General features: G+C 70.4%; 12 protein-coding genes. 1 reads left to right on the top strand and 11 read right to left on the bottom strand.

The features are described from left to right. The 4 genes from murC to ftsW form a co-directional block, all read right to left on the bottom strand. On the bottom strand, positions 1–1,418 hold a 1,418-nt coding region (murC, locus tag MJ783_RS15530; RefSeq protein ID WP_239311155.1), incomplete at its 3' end, for a UDP-N-acetylmuramate--L-alanine ligase. A 30-nt stretch (positions 1,419–1,448) separates the two neighbouring features. Beyond that, positions 1,449–2,579, bottom strand: a complete 1,131-nt coding sequence (murG, locus tag MJ783_RS15525; RefSeq protein ID WP_239311154.1) for an undecaprenyldiphospho-muramoylpentapeptide beta-N-acetylglucosaminyltransferase — start codon at positions 2,577–2,579, stop codon at positions 1,449–1,451. 177 nt (positions 2,580–2,756) lie between these two features. Continuing rightward, positions 2,757–3,992, bottom strand: a complete 1,236-nt coding sequence (locus tag MJ783_RS15520; RefSeq protein ID WP_239311153.1) for a PLP-dependent aminotransferase family protein — start codon at positions 3,990–3,992, stop codon at positions 2,757–2,759. A gap of 152 nt (positions 3,993–4,144) precedes the next feature. Further along, the gene (gene ftsW / locus MJ783_RS15515; RefSeq protein WP_370651642.1) at positions 4,145–5,500 is read right to left on the bottom strand and encodes a putative lipid II flippase FtsW; all 1,356 of its coding nucleotides are present in this window, start codon (positions 5,498–5,500) and stop codon (positions 4,145–4,147) included. 326 nt (positions 5,501–5,826) lie between these two features. Here ftsW and MJ783_RS15510 point away from each other — a divergent pair, with 326 nt between their 5' ends. Further along, positions 5,827–7,212, top strand: coding sequence for an FAD-binding oxidoreductase (locus tag MJ783_RS15510; protein WP_239311152.1), 1,386 nt, complete (start codon positions 5,827–5,829; stop codon positions 7,210–7,212). A gap of 60 nt (positions 7,213–7,272) precedes the next feature. Here MJ783_RS15510 and murD read toward each other — a convergent pair whose 3' ends face one another. From murD to MJ783_RS15475, 7 genes are all read right to left on the bottom strand, one after another. Further along, positions 7,273–8,637, bottom strand: a complete 1,365-nt coding sequence (murD, locus tag MJ783_RS15505; protein WP_239311151.1) for a UDP-N-acetylmuramoyl-L-alanine--D-glutamate ligase — start codon at positions 8,635–8,637, stop codon at positions 7,273–7,275. Next, entirely contained in the window at positions 8,585–9,913 is a 1,329-nt protein-coding gene (locus MJ783_RS15500) for a hypothetical protein (RefSeq protein ID WP_239311150.1), read from the bottom strand. The genes murD and MJ783_RS15500 overlap by 53 nt, the downstream gene beginning before the upstream one ends. Next, positions 9,910–10,749, bottom strand: coding sequence for a polyphenol oxidase family protein (locus MJ783_RS15495; RefSeq protein WP_239311149.1), 840 nt, complete (start codon positions 10,747–10,749; stop codon positions 9,910–9,912). The genes MJ783_RS15500 and MJ783_RS15495 overlap by 4 nt, the downstream gene beginning before the upstream one ends. A 155-nt stretch (positions 10,750–10,904) precedes the next feature. Further along, on the bottom strand, positions 10,905–11,972 hold the full coding sequence (gene mraY / locus MJ783_RS15490; RefSeq protein WP_239311148.1) for a phospho-N-acetylmuramoyl-pentapeptide-transferase: 1,068 nt from the start codon (positions 11,970–11,972) through the stop codon (positions 10,905–10,907). Further along, the gene (gene murF / locus MJ783_RS15485; protein ID WP_239311147.1) at positions 11,969–13,384 is read right to left on the bottom strand and encodes a UDP-N-acetylmuramoyl-tripeptide--D-alanyl-D-alanine ligase; all 1,416 of its coding nucleotides are present in this window, start codon (positions 13,382–13,384) and stop codon (positions 11,969–11,971) included. The genes mraY and murF overlap by 4 nt, the downstream gene beginning before the upstream one ends. Then, positions 13,381–14,958 (bottom strand): UDP-N-acetylmuramoyl-L-alanyl-D-glutamate--2,6-diaminopimelate ligase, encoded by a 1,578-nt coding sequence (locus tag MJ783_RS15480; protein WP_239311146.1) that lies wholly within the window; start codon positions 14,956–14,958, stop codon positions 13,381–13,383. Before MJ783_RS15480 ends, murF begins: the two co-directional genes overlap by 4 nt. A gap of 42 nt (positions 14,959–15,000) precedes the next feature. After that, positions 15,001–16,803 (bottom strand): penicillin-binding protein 2 (locus tag MJ783_RS15475; protein ID WP_239311145.1); only part of this gene is annotated, 1,803 nt, incomplete at its 5' end.

Genomic DNA, 16,803 nt, shown 5'->3' with positions numbered 1-16,803 from the left:
GCGCGTTCGGCGAGGACGCGCAGGATCTCCCCGCCCAGCAGGGTCACGTCACCCGCGCCGACCGTGAGCACCAGATCGCCCGGACGCGCGAACGCCGCGACCCGGCCCGCCGCGGCCGACCAGGATGGCTCGTAGACGACCCGGTCGGCGGGAAGCGGCACGCGGGCGGCGATCGCCGCGCCACCGGCCCCGGGGATCTCCCGCTCCCCCGCGCCGAAGACATCCATGATCACAACAGCGTCCGCAAGACCCAACGCGGCGCCGAACTCGGCCGCGAAGGCCGCCGTCCGGCTGTACAGGTGCGGCTGGAACGCGACGACGACACCGCCGCCGCCGGCAACGTCACGGGCGGTCCGCAACACAGCCATGAGCTTGGTGGGATGGTTGGCGTAGTCGTCAATCACCCGGATGCCCTCGACGGTGCCCTTGGCCTCAAACCGGCGGCGGACACCGGCGAACCCCGCCAGCCCCGCCAGCAGACCAGTCGCGGGCAGGCCGAGCTCCAGCCCGGCGGCCAGCGCGCCCGCGGCGTTCAGCAGGTTGTGCCGCCCGGGTACCCGCAGGGTCAGCTCGCCCAGCCGCCGGCCCCGCACGACCACCTCACAGGTGGAACCGGTCGGCGAGACCATCGCGAGCTCCACCCGGACGTGGGCGTCCACCGACTCGCCATAGGTGGTGACCCGTGGCACCTTCGGGCCTTCGCTGTCCCGCAGCGCGGTGATGAGCCTGGCCGCGCCGGGGTCGTCCAGGCAGGCCACCACAAAGCCGGCCGGGTCGACGCCGCTGACGAACCGCGCGAAGGCCGTGTCGACGTCCGCACGCTGACGGTAGTAGTCAAGATGATCGGCCTCAACGTTGGTGACGACCGCCGCGAACGGCTCGAGGAGGAGGAATCCGCCGTCGCTCTCGTCGGCTTCGGCGATGAAGATCTCACCCGAACCGGCATGCGCGTTGGAGCCAGCCTCGTTGATATCACTACCGGTGACGAATGACGGGTCGGCTCCACATGCCTGCATGGCGACGGTGGCCATCAGCGTGGTCGTCGTCTTCCCGTGGGTACCGGCGACCGCGAGCCCCTGGAATCCCCGCATCAGCGCGGCCAGCGCGGCGGCCCGTGAGACGACGCGCAGGCCGCGCCTTCTCGCCTCCTCGACCTCCGGATTTCCAGCCGGAATGGCCTGGGAAAAGATCAATGTATGGATGTCGCCGACATGCTCTGGATCATGACCGATCATCACCTCCGCCCCGAGCGCCCGTAGCGCGGCCAGGTGACGGGTGTCGCGGGCATCGCTTCCGGACACAAACGCGCCGCGCCGCAGCAGCAGGCGCGCGAGGCCGCTCATACCGGCGCCACCGATCCCGACGAGGTGCACGCGGTCGAAGTTGTCCGGTAGCGCCCGAGCTGTCACAGCTGACATCTTGCCCCATCCATCGCCTCGGACCGAGGTTCAGCGGGCAGCGTGGCGTGCCGGTTGCCGCCGGCGGGAGGCCGCGGCATCCCTGATCATCGACACGATCGCGTCCACGGCACCAGGATGCCCGCAACCGGCGCAGGCCGCCGCCATCTTCGCCAGCCGCTCGGCCGAGGTAAGCAGGCCCAGCAGCTCCGCGCGCACCCACTCCGGGGAGAGCCCGGCATCGTCGACCAGCAGACCGCCGCCGGCCTCCACCGTCGCCAGGGCATTACGCCGCTGTTCACCATTACCGTGCGGAAGCGGAACGTAGACAGCGGGCAGGCCGACCGCGGCCAGCTCCGCGCAGGTCATCGCGCCGGACCGGCACAGGGCCAGGTCCGCCGCCGCGTACGCGGATGCCATGTGATCGAGATACGGCCGCACCACATAGGGCACAGGCAGGTCCGGGGGCAGCGCCGCGAGCACCGTGTCGACGTTCTTGGGCCCGGCCGCGTGCAGGACCTGGACCCCGCTCGCAGTGATCTCCCTGGCCGTCGCACTGATCACGTCGTTGAGCCGCCGAGCCCCCTGCGAACCACCGAAAACCAGCAGCGTCGGGTGACCCGGGTGCAGGCCGTAGCTGATCCGGGCGGCCCGAGCGGCCGTCGGCGACCGGTCCAGACTCAGAATCTCCGGACGCAGCGGGATACCGGTGAGCCGACCGCCGCGCAACGGAGTGCCCGGGTAGGACACCGCCACAAAAGACGTGAACCGGGCACCGATGCGGTTCGCCACCCCCGGCACCGGGTTGGCCTCGTGCACGACGATCGGGATGCCTGCCCGGCGCGCGGCGAGGTAGGCCGGGACGGACACGTACCCGCCGAAGCCCACAACCACGCTCGCGCGCACCCGCAGCAGCGCCGCCGACGCCTGGCTGACCGCCCCGGCGAGCCTGCCGGGCACGGTGAGCAGGGACGGCGTGGGTTTACGGGGCAGCGGCACCTTCGGGATAGTCACCAGCTCGTACCCGCGGGCCGGCACGAGCCTTGCCTCCAGCCCGGACTCCGTCCCCAGGAGGGTCAGGCGCATCCGGGGGTCAGCGGCCCGCAGGGCGTCCGCGACCGCCAGCGCAGGTTCGACATGGCCCGCCGTGCCACCGCCGGCGAGCACCACACTCCTCAGCATCGTCCACGACGATGACACACCTCAGCGACGGATCGCTCTCCGGGTCCCACCAGCGGCGGCGACGGCCGCTGCCTCGCGCGGCCGGGCGCACCGGTGACGCGAGGAACAGCACAGAGGAACAGCACAGAGGAACAGCACAACCGCGGCCGGCCCTCCCCGCGTCAGGACGTCAGGACGTCAGGCCCGCGACTCGAGGGCCGCGGCCGCGGCGTCGGACAGCCGGCGGGCGGCGAGCTCAAGACGTTCCGGGGAGCTGCCCGCGAATGACATCCGCATCGTCGTGGAGTCGGGATTGTGCACAGCGAACTGCGGACCGGACACGTAGGTCACCCCGCGGCGGACCGCGGCGTCGAGCAGGTCGTCCGCGGACAGGCCGGGCGCGACGACCCGCCCCCAGACGAACAGCCCGCCAGCGGGATCGTTGACCTCGACAATCCCCGCCAGATGCTCGCTGATGGCGGCACGCAGAGCCGCGCACCGCCGTCCGTAGATGGCCGGCAGGGTCGCCAGGTGCGCGTCGTACCAGCCCTCCCGGCCGAAGAGCTCAAGCAGGGCGTACTGCGTCAGCGTGGAGGTATGCAGGTCCGACCAGAGCTTCGCGCGGCCTACCGCGTCCACGAGCGCGGGCGGCACCAGCACCCAGCCGACCCGCAGCCCCGGTCCGAGCGTCTTGGAAAAGGATCCGATCGTGATGACTCGATCACCATAGGTGGCAACCGGTGGCACGGGATCTCCCCGGAAGCGCAGTGCCGGGTACGGCTCGTCCTCGGCCACCAGGAACCCGTACCGCTCGGCCAGCTCCGCGAGTTGCCGCCGCCGGGCATCGGTGAGCGTGGCCCCGGTCGGATTATGGAAGGTCGCGACCGTGTAGACGAGTTTGGGACGCTGGCCGCCGGCCAGCCGTTCGGCGAGCGCGCCGACATCCAGGCCGTCGTCGTCAACCGGGATCGCCAGGAACTCCGGCTGGTACATCTCCAGGCAGTGCAGGGAACCCGGGAAGACGGGCTCGTCAATGGCTACAAGATCCCCGGGGTCGAGCAGGGCACGCGCGATGATGTCCAGGCCCTGCAGCCCACCGGCGGTCACCACGACCTGGCTCGGGTCGACCGGGCGCCCACGGTCCACCGACGCCCGGTCCGCGATCCAGGCGCGCAGCGCGGGAAGGCCCTCAGCCGCCGAGTACTGCAACGCGGCCGTCGCTGCCTTCGAGGTCGCCACCTGGTGCACGGCCGCACCGATCTCCGCCGCGGGCAGCGTCTCCCCGGCCGGCAGCCCACCAGCGAGCGAGATGACGTCACGGACCTCGCCGAGCCGCAGCGGGTCACGCATCACCCACGTCCCGATCTCACCCATCCGCCGGGCGAGCGGAACCGGCCCCGGCAGGATCGCCTCGACCGACTCGCTGTCGCTCATCCCATCCTCCACCCCTCGGCCGGGACGCCATTCGGGGAAAACTATCCTGGGGACGGCCAGCCGTGACAACGGCCCGGCCTTCGTGCGGCGCGGCCGGCGTCATGATTGTCGATCATCTGTCACCCGCGGCGGGCGGCCGTCTCGGCATCGGGTCAACGGTGCGCGGCCGCGGAGATCCTCTCGGCAACGTCATCATCACCGCTGTCGCCGCGGCTGCCCCGGGCCACCCGCGCGCGGGCCCGGAAACGACGCCCGCCGCCCGCCGCCGGCTCACCTGCCTCCCGCGCCTCGCGCCGGGCTGCCGCCCTGGCACTGAGCATCGCGGTCGCCGCGGGCTCGTGCCGGGCGAACGACAGCAGCATCCCGACCGTGAGCATCGTGGGAACCAGCGCGGAGCCCCCGAACGAGACCAGCGGAAGCGGGATTCCCGTGATCGGGAGCAGGCCCACCACAGCGCCCATGTTAATCATGGATTGGCCAAGCAGCCAGCCGGTGGCGGATGCCGCGGCGAGCTGGACGAACGGGTCAGCGCTGCGGTGGGCGACCCGGATGCCGGCGAACCCGAGAACGGCGAACAGGATGACGACGACCAATGTGCCGAGCAGGCCCAGCTCCTCACCGATGATCGCGAGGATGAAGTCGGTGTGGGCGTTGGGCAACAGCCCCGGCCACTTCTCCCGGGACGCGCCGAGCCCCTCACCCCACCACCCTCCCGACGCCAGCGCGTACAAGCCCTGGACCGCCTGGAAACCGGTGTCATGGGCATCGGCGAACGGGTCGCGATAGGACAGCAGCCGCTCGAACCGGTACGGCTCCCGGATGGCCAGGACGGTGCCAGCCAACAAGATCACACCGCTGATGGAGACAAAGACCCGCAGCGGCGTCCCGACCACCCACAACAGCATGAGCATGATCAACAAAACCACGATCGTGGTCCCCATGTCGGGCTCAAGCATAATCAGGACGCAGATCAGCAACGCCCCGGGCACAAGCGGGACCAGCAGGTGCTTCCAGTCGCCCAGCAGCTTGCGTTTACGCACCAGCAGATCCGCGCCCCAGAGCACAAGGCCGAGCTTGGCGATCTCGCTGGGCTGCAGGGTGTACGAGCCCAACTCGATCCATCGCTGCGCACCGTTGATCGACTTCCCGAACTGCGGGGTCAGCACGACCGTCAGCAGTACCAACGAGACAATCATGACCGGGTACGCCAGTACCCGGAAGACCCGCACGGGCAGCCGGCTGGCCAGCACCAGCAGTGGCAGGCCGATGCCCACCCAGGTCGCCTGCCGGGCGAACACCGCGTAGGACGAGCCCAGCTCGTCGAACGACCGCACGCTGGATGCCGACAGCACCATGACCAGCCCGAGCAGCAACAGCAGGCCAGCCGAGGAGAGCAGCAGGTAGTAGGAGGCCAGCGGCCGCGCAAGCACGGGGACCCGGGTGCCGTCGACAGCCGGCCCGCCCCGCTCAGGCATACCGAGCGTGGGCTCGTCGCCCCCGGTCACCACGTCCCGCTCCCCTGCTCGTCAAGGAACACACATGCAACACGCCCACCGAGAGCACCGCCGGAGTCACGCGGTTCTTCTGGGTGAACGCGGTTATGGTCCCCCATCGAATAGTCCATGCCGCCAGCCTGTTCGACACCGACCATCATGGGTGTGTCGAGCACACATCAGCCCGCCCGCGGCCTCCGGCCGGCATATACAACCCGACGGGGTCAAATCCTGACATAGTGTATGTGATCGGCCACTATCGTTACAACCGCTCCCCTCGGTCCGGTCAACGCCACCGACAACACCGATCGGGGGTCACGACTCTGAGACGACACTGAACCATGTCACGAAACCAGCTGGTCCAGACGCTGCGAAACACGGTCGGCGACGCCCGGGTGCTGACGGATCCAGAAATCATGGCCGGGTACGTCCGGGATTGGACCGGCCGATTCGTCGGGCGGACGGTGGCGGTGCTGCGTCCGGTGGACACCGCGCAGGTGGCGGCCATCGTCCAGGTGTGCGCGGAGCACGAGATACCGCTGGTGCCCCAGGGCGGCAACACCGGGCTTGTCGGCGGCGGCGTGCCGACCCGCGGGGAGATCGTGCTCAGCCTGCGCGGCCTCGCGGACCCCCCGTTGATCGATACTGCCGCCGGCCAGGCCACCGTCGGTGCCGGCGTACCGATCAGCGTGCTGCGCGCCGCGGCGTCCGCGGCGGGGCTGGCCTACGGCGTCGATCTCGCGAGCCGGGACACGGCCACGATCGGCGGCACCGTGGCCACGAACGCCGGTGGCCTGCGGGTACTCCGGTACGGGGACACCAGGGCGCAGCTGCTCGGCGTGGAGGCGGTCCTCGGCGACGGCAGTGTGGTCTCCCACCTCGCCGGCCTCGCCAGGGACAATACCGGCTACCATCTGCCCTCACTGCTTGCTGGTAGCGAGGGCACGCTCGGTGTGATCACCGCGGCACGGGTCCGGCTGGTGCCGGCCGCCCGTGCGCGGGCGGTGGGTCTGCTCGGCCTTGCGTCCGTACCGGACGCGGTCGCGGCGGCGTCCCTGCTGCGAAACAGCCTGCCCGGACTCGCCGCGGCCGAACTCATGCTCGCCGCGGGCCTGGATCTCGTAACGGAGGCATGCGGCCTGTCCCGGCCGCTGCGCGGAACGCACGCGGCCTACCTCCTCGTCGAGGTCAGTGGGGACGCGGCCGACGGCGAGACACCGCTGAACACGCTGGCGGAGGCCGTCGCCGGTCTGGCCGGCGTCACCGACGCCTCGCTCGCGGGCGACCAACGCGGCTGCGAGGCCCTGTGGGCCTACCGGGAACGGCACACCGAATCGATCAGTACGCACGGGACACCGGTGAAAATGGATGTCACCCTGCCGCTCGCCGGCCTGCCCGCGTTCGTCGAGGCCGTGCCCGACACCGTCAGGAGTATCGCGCCGCGGGCGAGAGCCTGGCTGTTCGGGCATGTCGCCGAGGGCAGTGTGCACGTGAACGTCACCGGCGCGGGTACCGCCGGCGAGTGGGTGGAGGACAGTGTGTTCCGGCTCGTCGCCGCGAACGGTGGCAGCATCAGCACCGAGCACGGGATCGGCACAGCCAAACACCGCTGGCTGCCGCTCAACCGTTCACCGGTCGAGATCGCCGTGTTCCGGCGGATCAAAAAAGCCTTCGACCCCGCGGGCATCCTCAACCCGAACGTCCTGGTACCGCCGGATGCTCCGTGACCAGTACACACGTTCTGTGCGGATGAGCGCTCTCAACCGACTGTCGTGCGGTGGCGGCAGCTACTGTCGCGCGGAGGCGGCGCAGGCCCGCATGGCGAGCGCGAAGGCAGCGCCACGCTCGCGGTAGTCACGGAAACGCCCGAAGCTCGGCGCCGCGGGTGACAACAGAACGATGCCATCGGGCCTGGCCCACCGGTAGCCCTCAAGCACGGCGGCGGTGAGGTCAGGCGCGTCCACGATCGTGACATGCGGGCCGGCACCAGCCTCGGTGACCTGCCGGCGGATGTCGGGGCCGTTGTCCGGCACGGTGAGGACAAGTGTGTCCAAGGTGCGGGTGCGTAGACCAACGGCCAGCGGCCGGTAGTCGATACCCCGGCTCTGGCCGCCCACGACCGCGGCGATCCTGCGGTCACCGAAGGCCTCGACAGCGGCGAGTGTCGGCAGGACGTTGGTGGACAGGCTGTCATCGACGAAACAGACCCCGTCCACTTCTCCGATCACCTGGAGCCGGCTGTCCAGCCCGCGGAACCCCTCCGCCGCGGTACGCAGCTTGTCGCCGTCGTCCGCCTCGGGTACGCCAAGTGCCCGCAGACAGGCGCCGGCGATCAGGGCGTTACGCCGGTTGTGGAGACCGAGCAGCCCCAGCTGCCGCAGCCAGTCGCCGTCCGCCGCGGCGTCCGCACACACCCACCGCACCCTGGGCCCGAGCAGCTGCCGGTGGGCGCGGATCAGGTCGCTGTCACCGTTGGCGATGGTGAGGTCGGCACCGGGCTGGGAGCAGGCGGACAGTTTGTCCCGAAAGTAGTTCTCCGGATCATCACCGTGCCATGGCAGGTGGTCGGGATGCAGCGAGGTGACAGCGACCACCGGCGGGGAGCACGCCAGGTCGGTCGCCTGGTAGCTGGACACCTCAATGATCCAGAAGTCGTACCCGTCGCCCGCGAACGGATCATGCGGTGGCATCCCGATGTTGCCTGCGACCAGGCACCGGTAACCGAGTCGGGTCAGCAGGTGCCCGGCAACCGCGGACGTCGTGCTCTTGCCCTTGGTTCCCGTCACGCAGACCACTTTCGACCGGTCCGCCTCGGCGAGCCACAGCCCCACTCCACCGACCACCGGCACCCCGAGCCGCTCGAGCTTTCGCACGGTCTCGCCGTACCGCGAAATTCCAGGAGCCTTGACAACGACATCACAATGAGTGAGGGCATCGAAGCCACCCAGCGCGGTCACCAACAGTGGCCTGCCCTCGATGTCCGTCCGGGCGGGGGCGTCGTCAACGAGCACCGGCTCGATCCCCCGCGCCCGGCAGGCCCGCAGGTTGGCCTCGCCCTCACGGCCGATCCCGTACAGACCGACCGCGCGGCCACGCAGGTCAGACCAGGAGATCGTCGGGCGCATACCGGTCCGGGACGAAGTGTCGGCCATGCGGGACGAGCAGCTCCTCGGGCGTGGGCTCTCCCGGTAGCGGGCCAAGCGCGGCGAGCACGGGCGAGGCGGCCCGGTCACGGCGCCCGGCGGCGAGCAGGGTAGCCACCCGGCACTCGGTGACGTCGCCGACGCATTCCCAGGGCTTGCTGTCCGCGGACAGGCCCAGCAGCGCACGGAAACGACCCAGCAACGCCACGTCAGCCAGTGGTTCACGCCCGCCGAAGACCTGCCGCAGCGTCGGCTCGTCCAGGAAGGGGGAAAGGATCAGATCGATGAAACAGCACTTGTCACACTGGCCGCACCAGCGGTCCAGCCGCTGAGCGGGATCGATGTGGAAAGCGCGGTTACAGCTGCGGAAGTGGTCGAAGTACTGGGGCAGCGCGGCGAACCGCCGGGCGATCCACAACTCCGTGAACGGGCGTAGCAGGGAGAAGTACTCCGGCCTGCCGCCGAGAGCCTCGACGAGGACCGACCGCAGGGCGGTCTCGAACGCCTCGCCCTTGGAGTACTGGTGGTTGATGGAGCGGCCGTCGACCGTGATGGTGCCCGCGGAGGCCGACCACTCGTTGGACATCACCACCGCGTCCCGCCCGTCCAGCGCGGCGGCCATCACGGCGATCACCGAAAGAATTCCCGTGACCGGGACATGCCCGTTGAGGAAACCGAGTTCCGCCGAGCGCAGCACCTGGGTGTCGATGAGCCGCTCCGCCCGGAGGACCGGCAGGCCGGTGGCAGCGGCGGCCCGTTCGATGGCCTCGAAGCGGTCACCGGGATGGTTGACGACAAACAGCGCCGGGTCCTTGGCCCGGGGGCGCAGCAGCTCCGCGGTGACGATGGAGTCCACCCCGCCGCCGAACGGCACCAGCGGCCGGCCCTCGTCGGGGCTGACAGCCACCGGCGTTTCGCGCGCCAGCGCCGGGCCGATGATCTGCAGCCCGGAAAGATCAAGATTGTTACGGTGTGCGAACTCCCCCAGGCCGTCGAGATAGAACTCTCGCAGGAAGGCACGCTCGAGGCCGGTGACCGCGGTATCACCGAGGTCGACGACCGGCGGGGCCGCCGTCTTGTAGTAGGAGACCGCCGTCAGCAGGAACACCAGGCGGGCCGCTTCGGCCACCGCGGGCTCGCTCCATGCCCCGCCGCCGGGGAACGTCACGTCCTCGCGGAACTCCCGCCCGTCCAGGCGGTAGCGGCACACGAGCCGGTCATGCGACGGGTCGATGTCGTAGCCCACATAGCGAAAACTCTCGCCACGCCGCGGTGGCCCGATCACAGAACGTCCTTCCCGCGCAGGCGGGCCACCGCGGCGAACCGTCCGCACGGGTTCTCCGCCCGGTGGCTGAAAAAGGGCGTGCCCGGACCGGTGCCCACCCCCGCGACGTGGATCTGACGTTCCGGCACGCCCTCGGCAACCAGCTGCATGACGTTCGCTCCGGCCACGTCAAACGTCCACTTCCCGAGCCCGTCGGCGCGGATCACCTCGTCCGCGCGCCCGTCGAAGGCGGCCCGGACGGCGGCCACGACCTCCGCCCCAACCTGGTAACGGTCCGGGTCGATCGCGGGCCCGACACCGGCGACGACATTCGATGCGGCGGCGCCCAGCCGCCGCATGGCCGCCAGCGCCGCGGGGACGGCGCCGCGCACGGTCCCGCGCCAGCCGGCATGCACACACGCGAGCACCCCGGCGACCGGATCATGCAGAACGGCCGGGACGCAGTCCGCCGCCAGGACAGCCAGCGCAATCCCGGGCGCCGTGGTCACAAGCCCGTCGGTCAGCGGCAGCGCGTCCGAGGCCGAACGGCTGCCCCGCCCACGGTGCTCATCGGTCACGATGGCGATATTCGGGCTGTGTGCCTGGGCGCAGAACACGAAGTCGTCCACGGTGGCACCGAGTGCCTCGGCCACTGTCGCCCGGTTCGCCAGTACGTCCGCGTCGTCGTCCCCGGCCCGCAGACTCAGGTTGAGTGAGGTGTAGGCGCCGCGGGAAACACCGCCGGTACGGGTGGTGACAAAGACATCCACCAGCCGGTCATCAAAGCCCGGCCAGCACAGTACCTCCAGGCCGGACGGTGTTCGGCGAAACCGCGATGCCGCCACGCCGGCAGTCATCTCCGACGACCTCGCCAGCTGTCGGCTCTCAACGTCCGGTACCGTCCGTTTCAACGTGGCTGGCCACTGATGTTAATCCATAACCGGAAACCCCGGGACAACATGGCGGACACCCCGCCACCACCGGCCGGGACCGCCTGCGTCGAGGATACACATCAGGAACCGCCGTGCGAGAGGAACTCCGCGTAGAACAGCCCGAGCCCGAACGCCACGGCGAGTCCGGAGACAATCCAGAAGCGGATGATGACCGTGGTCTCCGGCCACTCAGCCAGTTCGAAGTGGTGGTGGATCGGCGCCATGTTGAAGACCCGCTTCCGGGTGGCCCTGAAGAAGGCGACCTGAATGATCACCGAAAGCGTCTCGACCACAAAAAGCCCGCCGAGGACGAACAGCAACAACTCGGTCCGGCTGACGATCGCGATACTCGCGAACGCCCCGCCGAGGGCCAGCGAGCCGGTGTCACCCATGAATATCTTCGCCGGGCTCGCGTTCCACCACAGAAATCCGAAACAGGCGCCCATGGCCGCGGCCGCGACCAGCGCCACGTCCAGCGGGTCGCGGACGAAGTAGCAGCCGTCCTGCGCGGGACCGCGCCCGCAGAGATTGCCGAACTGCCAGAAGGAAATCACCACATAGGCGCCGAACACCATCGCCGAGGTACCGGCGGCCAGGCCGTCCAGCCCGTCGGTGAGGTTCACCGCGTTCGACGTCGCCGCAATGATTATCCAGGCGAGCAGCGGAAAACCGATCAAACCGATCGAGAAATCGGTGTCCCGAACGATCGAAACAAACGTCGACCCCGGCAGCAGGCCGTTGGCGTTCTTGAAGCGGACGGCCAGCAGGCCGAATGCCAGCGCCACCGCGGCCTGACCGGCGAACTTGGTCCGCGCGGTGAGCCCGAGACTGCGCTGCTTGCGGATCTTTATGTAGTCATCGAGGAAACCGACCATCCCCAGACCGGTCATGACCAGCAGCACCAGTAACCCGGACGCGGTGAATCCGTTCATCGTGATCAGATGCGCGACGAAGTAGCCGGCCAGCGTCGCCAGGATGATGACCGTGCCGCCCATCGTGGGTGTGCCACGCTTGGTAAGGTGGCTTGACGGCCCGTCCTCGCGAATTTCCTGTCCGTAACCCCGCCGGCGGAACAGGCGGATGACCGATGGTGTGCCCAGCAGCGACGCCACGAGGGCTACCAGCGCGGCGACCAGTACGCCTCTCACCCGTGCGCACCTCGCTCGACGGGCCGGGCGGGGCCCGTCGGTTCACCGGCCGCGAGGTCGTCCGCGATCCGCTCCAGCCCGAATGCCCGGGATGCCTTCACCAGCACGACATCACCTGGCGCCACTCGCTCCCGCAGCAGCCCGCAGGCCGCCTCGACGTCCGCTACCCAGACGGACTCCCCTGACCACGAGCCCTCCAGCGACGCCCCGAGGTGTATCCGGCGAGCCTCGGCCCCCACCACCACCAGCCGCGGCACACCCAGGCGGACCACCAGCCGGCCGAGCGCGTCGTGCTCGTCGTCCGCGGCCGCGCCGAGTTCTCCCATGCCCCCGAGCACAGCCCAGGCCCGCCGGCCTCGACTCATCTCGACCAGTGTCTTCAACGCCGCCCGCATCGATTCCGGGTTGGCGTTGTAGGCGTCGTTGATGACGGTGACGCCGTTGCCGGTCACGGTGACCTCCATCCGCCAACGGCTGCGGGCCTGGGCGTGGGACAACGCGGCCGCGGCTCGCCGCGGGGACAGTCCGAGACGGATCGCGGCCGCCGCCGCGGCCAGCGCGGCCGCGACGTAGTGCGCGCCGACGAGGTTCAACGAGACGGGATGCCGTTCGCCGGCCGTGAGCAGGTCGAACCGCGCGCGCCCGCGGTCGTCGACACGCACGCCGTCGGCCCGCACGTCAGCCCGAGCGCTCTCACCAAACATGATCACATCACCGCGAGCCCGGGTGGCCATGGCCGCGACCAGCGGATCGTCGATGTTCAGCACGGCGGCGCCCGACGCGGCCTCGACGAGCTCGGCCTTGGCCCGAGCAATCCCGGCACGCCCGTCCGCGTACTCACCGACATGCGCCGAGCCGACGTTCAGCACGACCCCGACGTCGGGCCGGGCCACCTCGCACAAGGCGGCGACATGGCCGAGGCCACGAGCGCCCATCTCCAGCGCGACGAACCCGGTGGTCGGCTCCAGGCCCAGCAGCGTCAGCGGCAGCCCGATCTCGTTGTTGAACGAACCGGGCGCGGCGACCGTCGGTCCCAGCTCACCCAGCAGATCGGCGAGCAGATCCTTCGTGGTGGTCTTGCCAGACGATCCGGTCACGGCGACAACCGTCGCCGACGAGCGGGTGCGTACCTCGGTGGCGAGCGCCGCGAGCGCGGCCGTGGGGTCGGGGACCACGACCGCCGGTACGCCGACCGGCCGGGCCGCCAACACCGCGACCGCGCCGGCCCGTACCGCGTCCGCGGCGAAGTCGTGGCCGTCAACCCGGGCACCGGGCACGGCGACGAACAACGCACCGGCACCGACCTGGCGCGAATCGATCACAACACCGGTGACCGGCGCGTCCGGATCGGGCACGGCGTCGAGCCGGCCGCCGACGACGGCCGCGACCTCACGCAGGCAAAGCGGTATCACCGGTGAGCACCTCTGCGGCCGAGGCCCGGACGCGATCCGGTGCCGGCCTGGGCCAGCTCCGCCCGCAGCACGTCCCGGTCGTCGAAGGGTGTCACGACACCGCCGCGCTCCTGCCCGGTCTCATGTCCCTTGCCGGCCACCACGACCGCGTCCGTGGGTCTGGCCAGGCTCACCGCGAGACGGATCGCCGCGGCACGGTCGACCTCCACCAGCACACCATCGGCGCCCCCGGAAGGCAGCGTCGCGGCGCCCGCGCGCATCTGAGCGATGATCATTTCCGGATCCTCCGACCGGGGGTTGTCACTGGTGAAGATCGCTATATCGGCGCCGCGGACCGCGGCGGCTCCCATCAGGGCACGCTTGCCGCGATCACGATCGCCACCACAGCCGAGCACGATGATCACACGCCCGTCGACCAACGCCCGCACGGTACTCAGCAGCGTCTCCACCGCGTCCGGGGTATGGGCGTAGTCGACAAGGCTGACGAAGGGCTGGCCCGCGTCGATCCGCTCCATCCTGCCCGGCACGCCGGGCAGGGCCGTGAGCCCGGCCGCGGCGGTGCCGGCCTCCACCCCGGTGGTGACGAGCAGCGCCAGCGCCACCAGGGCATTGCTGACGTTGAAGGCGCCAGGCAGCGCGATGCGCACCTCGACGTCCACCCCGTGTGGGCCGTGCGCGCGGAAGGTGCTTCCCGCGGGACCGGCGACGACGTCGCTCGCACGCCAGCGCGCGTCAGCAGCGCGCCCGCAGGTCACCGCCGTGGGGACCGCGGTGGCGAGCCGGCGTCCCCACGGGGTGTCGGTGTCGATGACGGACACCTCGGTCCGCTCGGGGGTGAACAGGGCGGCCTTGGTCGCGAAGTAGGCCTCCATGGATGGGTGGAAGTCGAGATGATCCTGGCTGAGGTTGGTGAAGGCCACACCGGCGAAACCGATCCCATCCACCCGGTGCAGCGCGATAGCGTGACTGGAGACCTCCATCGCCGCCGCTGTCACTCCCTGTTCGACCATGACCGCAAGCAGCCCCTGTAGGTCGGTCGCCTCCGGGGTGGTACGCACCGAGGGGACCGCGGCACCGGCCACCCGCGTCGAGATGGTGCCGAGCAGCCCGGTCGTGTGACCGGCAGCACGCAGCCCTGCCTCCAGCAGATATGCCACGGTTGTCTTGCCGTTGGTACCGGTGACGCCCAGCAGCCGCAGGGAGTGTGACGGGTCGCCGTAGACCCACGACGCGGCCGTTCCCAGCACGGCGCGCGGGTCGGCGCTGGTAAGCACAGGTACCCCGGCCCGCCCGGCCGGGAGCTGGGCTACCCGGTCGGCACCGGCCGGATCGGTGAGCACGGCCACGGCACCGGCCGCGAGCGCCTGCTCGGCGAAGGCCGCGCCGTGCACGCGAGCGCCTGGCAGCGCCGCGTAAAGATCGCCTGGCTGGACCGCCCGTGAATCATGGGTGATACCGCGGACGACAACCCCTCCTGGCGGAGCACCGAGAGAAACAAGATCAACGCATCGGGACATCAGGTCGGTGAGCACCCGCGCCGGCGGGGCGACCGGACGCAACACCGGTGAGGTCACGGCACCGACCCTAGTATCCAGCCGTCCCGAGCCCGCGACCGGTCAGCGCCTGGCATCGCGATCGAGAACGAACCTGGGTGCTGTTGTGCCAGGCGGGGGCACCGCGAGCGTCGCCAGCGCGAAGGTCATCACCTTCTGGAACACCGGCGCGGCGACCGTCCCGCCGAAGTGGCCGTCGCGGGGGTTGTCGAGTACCACCTCCACCACCACCCTGGGCTGGTCGGCGGGGGCGAAGCCCACGAACGAGGCGACATAGCCGCTGTAGTGACCGGACGGGCCGAGCCGCTGGGCCGTTCCGGTCTTGCCCGCGACGCGGTACCCGTCGATGGCCGCCAGCGGCGCGGTCCCCGAGTCGGTGGCCACCGCTTCCAGCATCTGCGAGATGGTCGTGGCGGTGCTCGCGGCGACCACCCGGGTGCCAGGGTCGCGAGGCGTGGTGTGCACGGCCCCGTCCGGTGAGGTGGTGCTCTCCACCAGACGAGGCGCGACCCGCACCCCGCCGTTGGCGATGGTCGCGTAGACCGACGCCATCTGGATCGCGGTCGCGGACATTCCCTGTCCATAGGAGATCGTGGCGGCCTGCTGGGGATCCCAGGCCGACGATGGTTTGAGGATGCCCGCGCTCTCGCCCGGGAACCGCAGCCCGGTCTTTGACCCGAGCCCGAAGGCGCGCAGCGCGGTCTCCAGGTTGGCGGAACCGATCCTGCTCGCGATCTGGATCGTCCCGAGATTGCTCGACCGCGCCAGCACCCCGGCCGCGGTGAGGTGCTCCACACCGTGCGGCTCCGCGTCCATGAAGGTCTGGCCCGCGATGCGCATACTCGACGGCACCGTCACCGGCGTCTCCGGCGAGATCAGGCCGCGGTCTATCGCCGCGGCCATAGTGATCACTTTGTTGACGCTCCCGGGCTCGTAGACGTCCTGGGTGGCACGGTTCTTCAGCGTCGACGGATCAGCACTGGCAATCTTGTTGGGGTCGTAGTCCGGCGCATCCGCCATCGCCAGGATGTCCCCGCTGCCCGGGACCATGACCACAACGCTTCCGCCGTCCGCCTGGGTAGCGCGCACCGCGTCGGCGATCGCGCCCTGCGCGGCCCACTGGATGTCGCGGTCGAGCGTGAGCCGCACGCTCGAGCCCGGCACCGGATCGGATTCCCGGCTCGCCGCGGACGGGATGGGCCGGCCCGCCGGATCCATCTCGACGCGGCGCGCCCCGTCGATGCCACGCAGCACCCGATCGTAGGCGCCTTCGATACCGCCACCGCCCACGAGGACATCATTGTCACCGACCGTGGTGAAACCCACGACGTTGGAAGCCAGGGAACCGGACGGGTACAGCCGGCGGCGCTCCTCCAGGACACCGATACCGGCCAGCTGGAGCTTGGTCACCGTCGCGCCCACGGCCGGGTCGAGCCCACGGGCGAGGTAGACGAAACGTCCGCTGCTCCTGAACTTGGCCACCAGGGCGTCCGCGGGCACCTGAAGGATGGGGGCGAGCAGGTTGGCGACGGCACGGGCATCGGTGATGTTGCGCGGGTCCGCGTACACCGAGCGCGCGTCGACATCCTGCGCCAGCACCGCCCCACCGCGGTCGGTGATGACACCACGGACCGCGGGCAACGCCGCGATGTGCAGCCGCTCCTGCTCGGCGCGCCGGGCGTAGGTGGACGCCTGGAACGCCTGCAGCTGTGTCAGCCGGCCGGCGAGCACGATCAGCAGCAAACACAGGATGACGACCGCGGCCCGCAGCCGTCGGCGCGGACTGCCCAGCCGCAGCGGTGGACGGGCTGGGCCCGTGCGGGGCGGTGGCCGGCGTGCCCCGGCCCCGCGGGCCCGCACCGGACG

Origin of the sequence: Protofrankia sp. Cj3, assembly GCF_917627355.1 — a bacterium.
GTDB lineage: Bacteria > Actinomycetota > Actinomycetes > Frankiales > Frankiaceae > Protofrankia.
The sequence above is the reverse complement of the archived record's forward strand: the minus strand, read 5'-3'. Positions and strand labels throughout refer to the sequence as shown.

Coding starts and splice junctions, on each gene's coding strand:
- murG (WP_239311154.1), bottom strand. CDS start 2,579: ATGCTGAGGAGTGTGGTGCTCGCCGGCGGTGGCACGGCGGGCCATGTC.
- MJ783_RS15520 (WP_239311153.1), bottom strand. CDS start 3,992: ATGAGCGACAGCGAGTCGGTCGAGGCGATCCTGCCGGGGCCGGTTCCG.
- MJ783_RS15510 (WP_239311152.1), top strand. CDS start 5,827: ATGTCACGAAACCAGCTGGTCCAGACGCTGCGAAACACGGTCGGCGAC.
- murD (WP_239311151.1), bottom strand. CDS start 8,637: ATGGCCGACACTTCGTCCCGGACCGGTATGCGCCCGACGATCTCCTGG.
- MJ783_RS15495 (WP_239311149.1), bottom strand. CDS start 10,749: ATGACTGCCGGCGTGGCGGCATCGCGGTTTCGCCGAACACCGTCCGGC.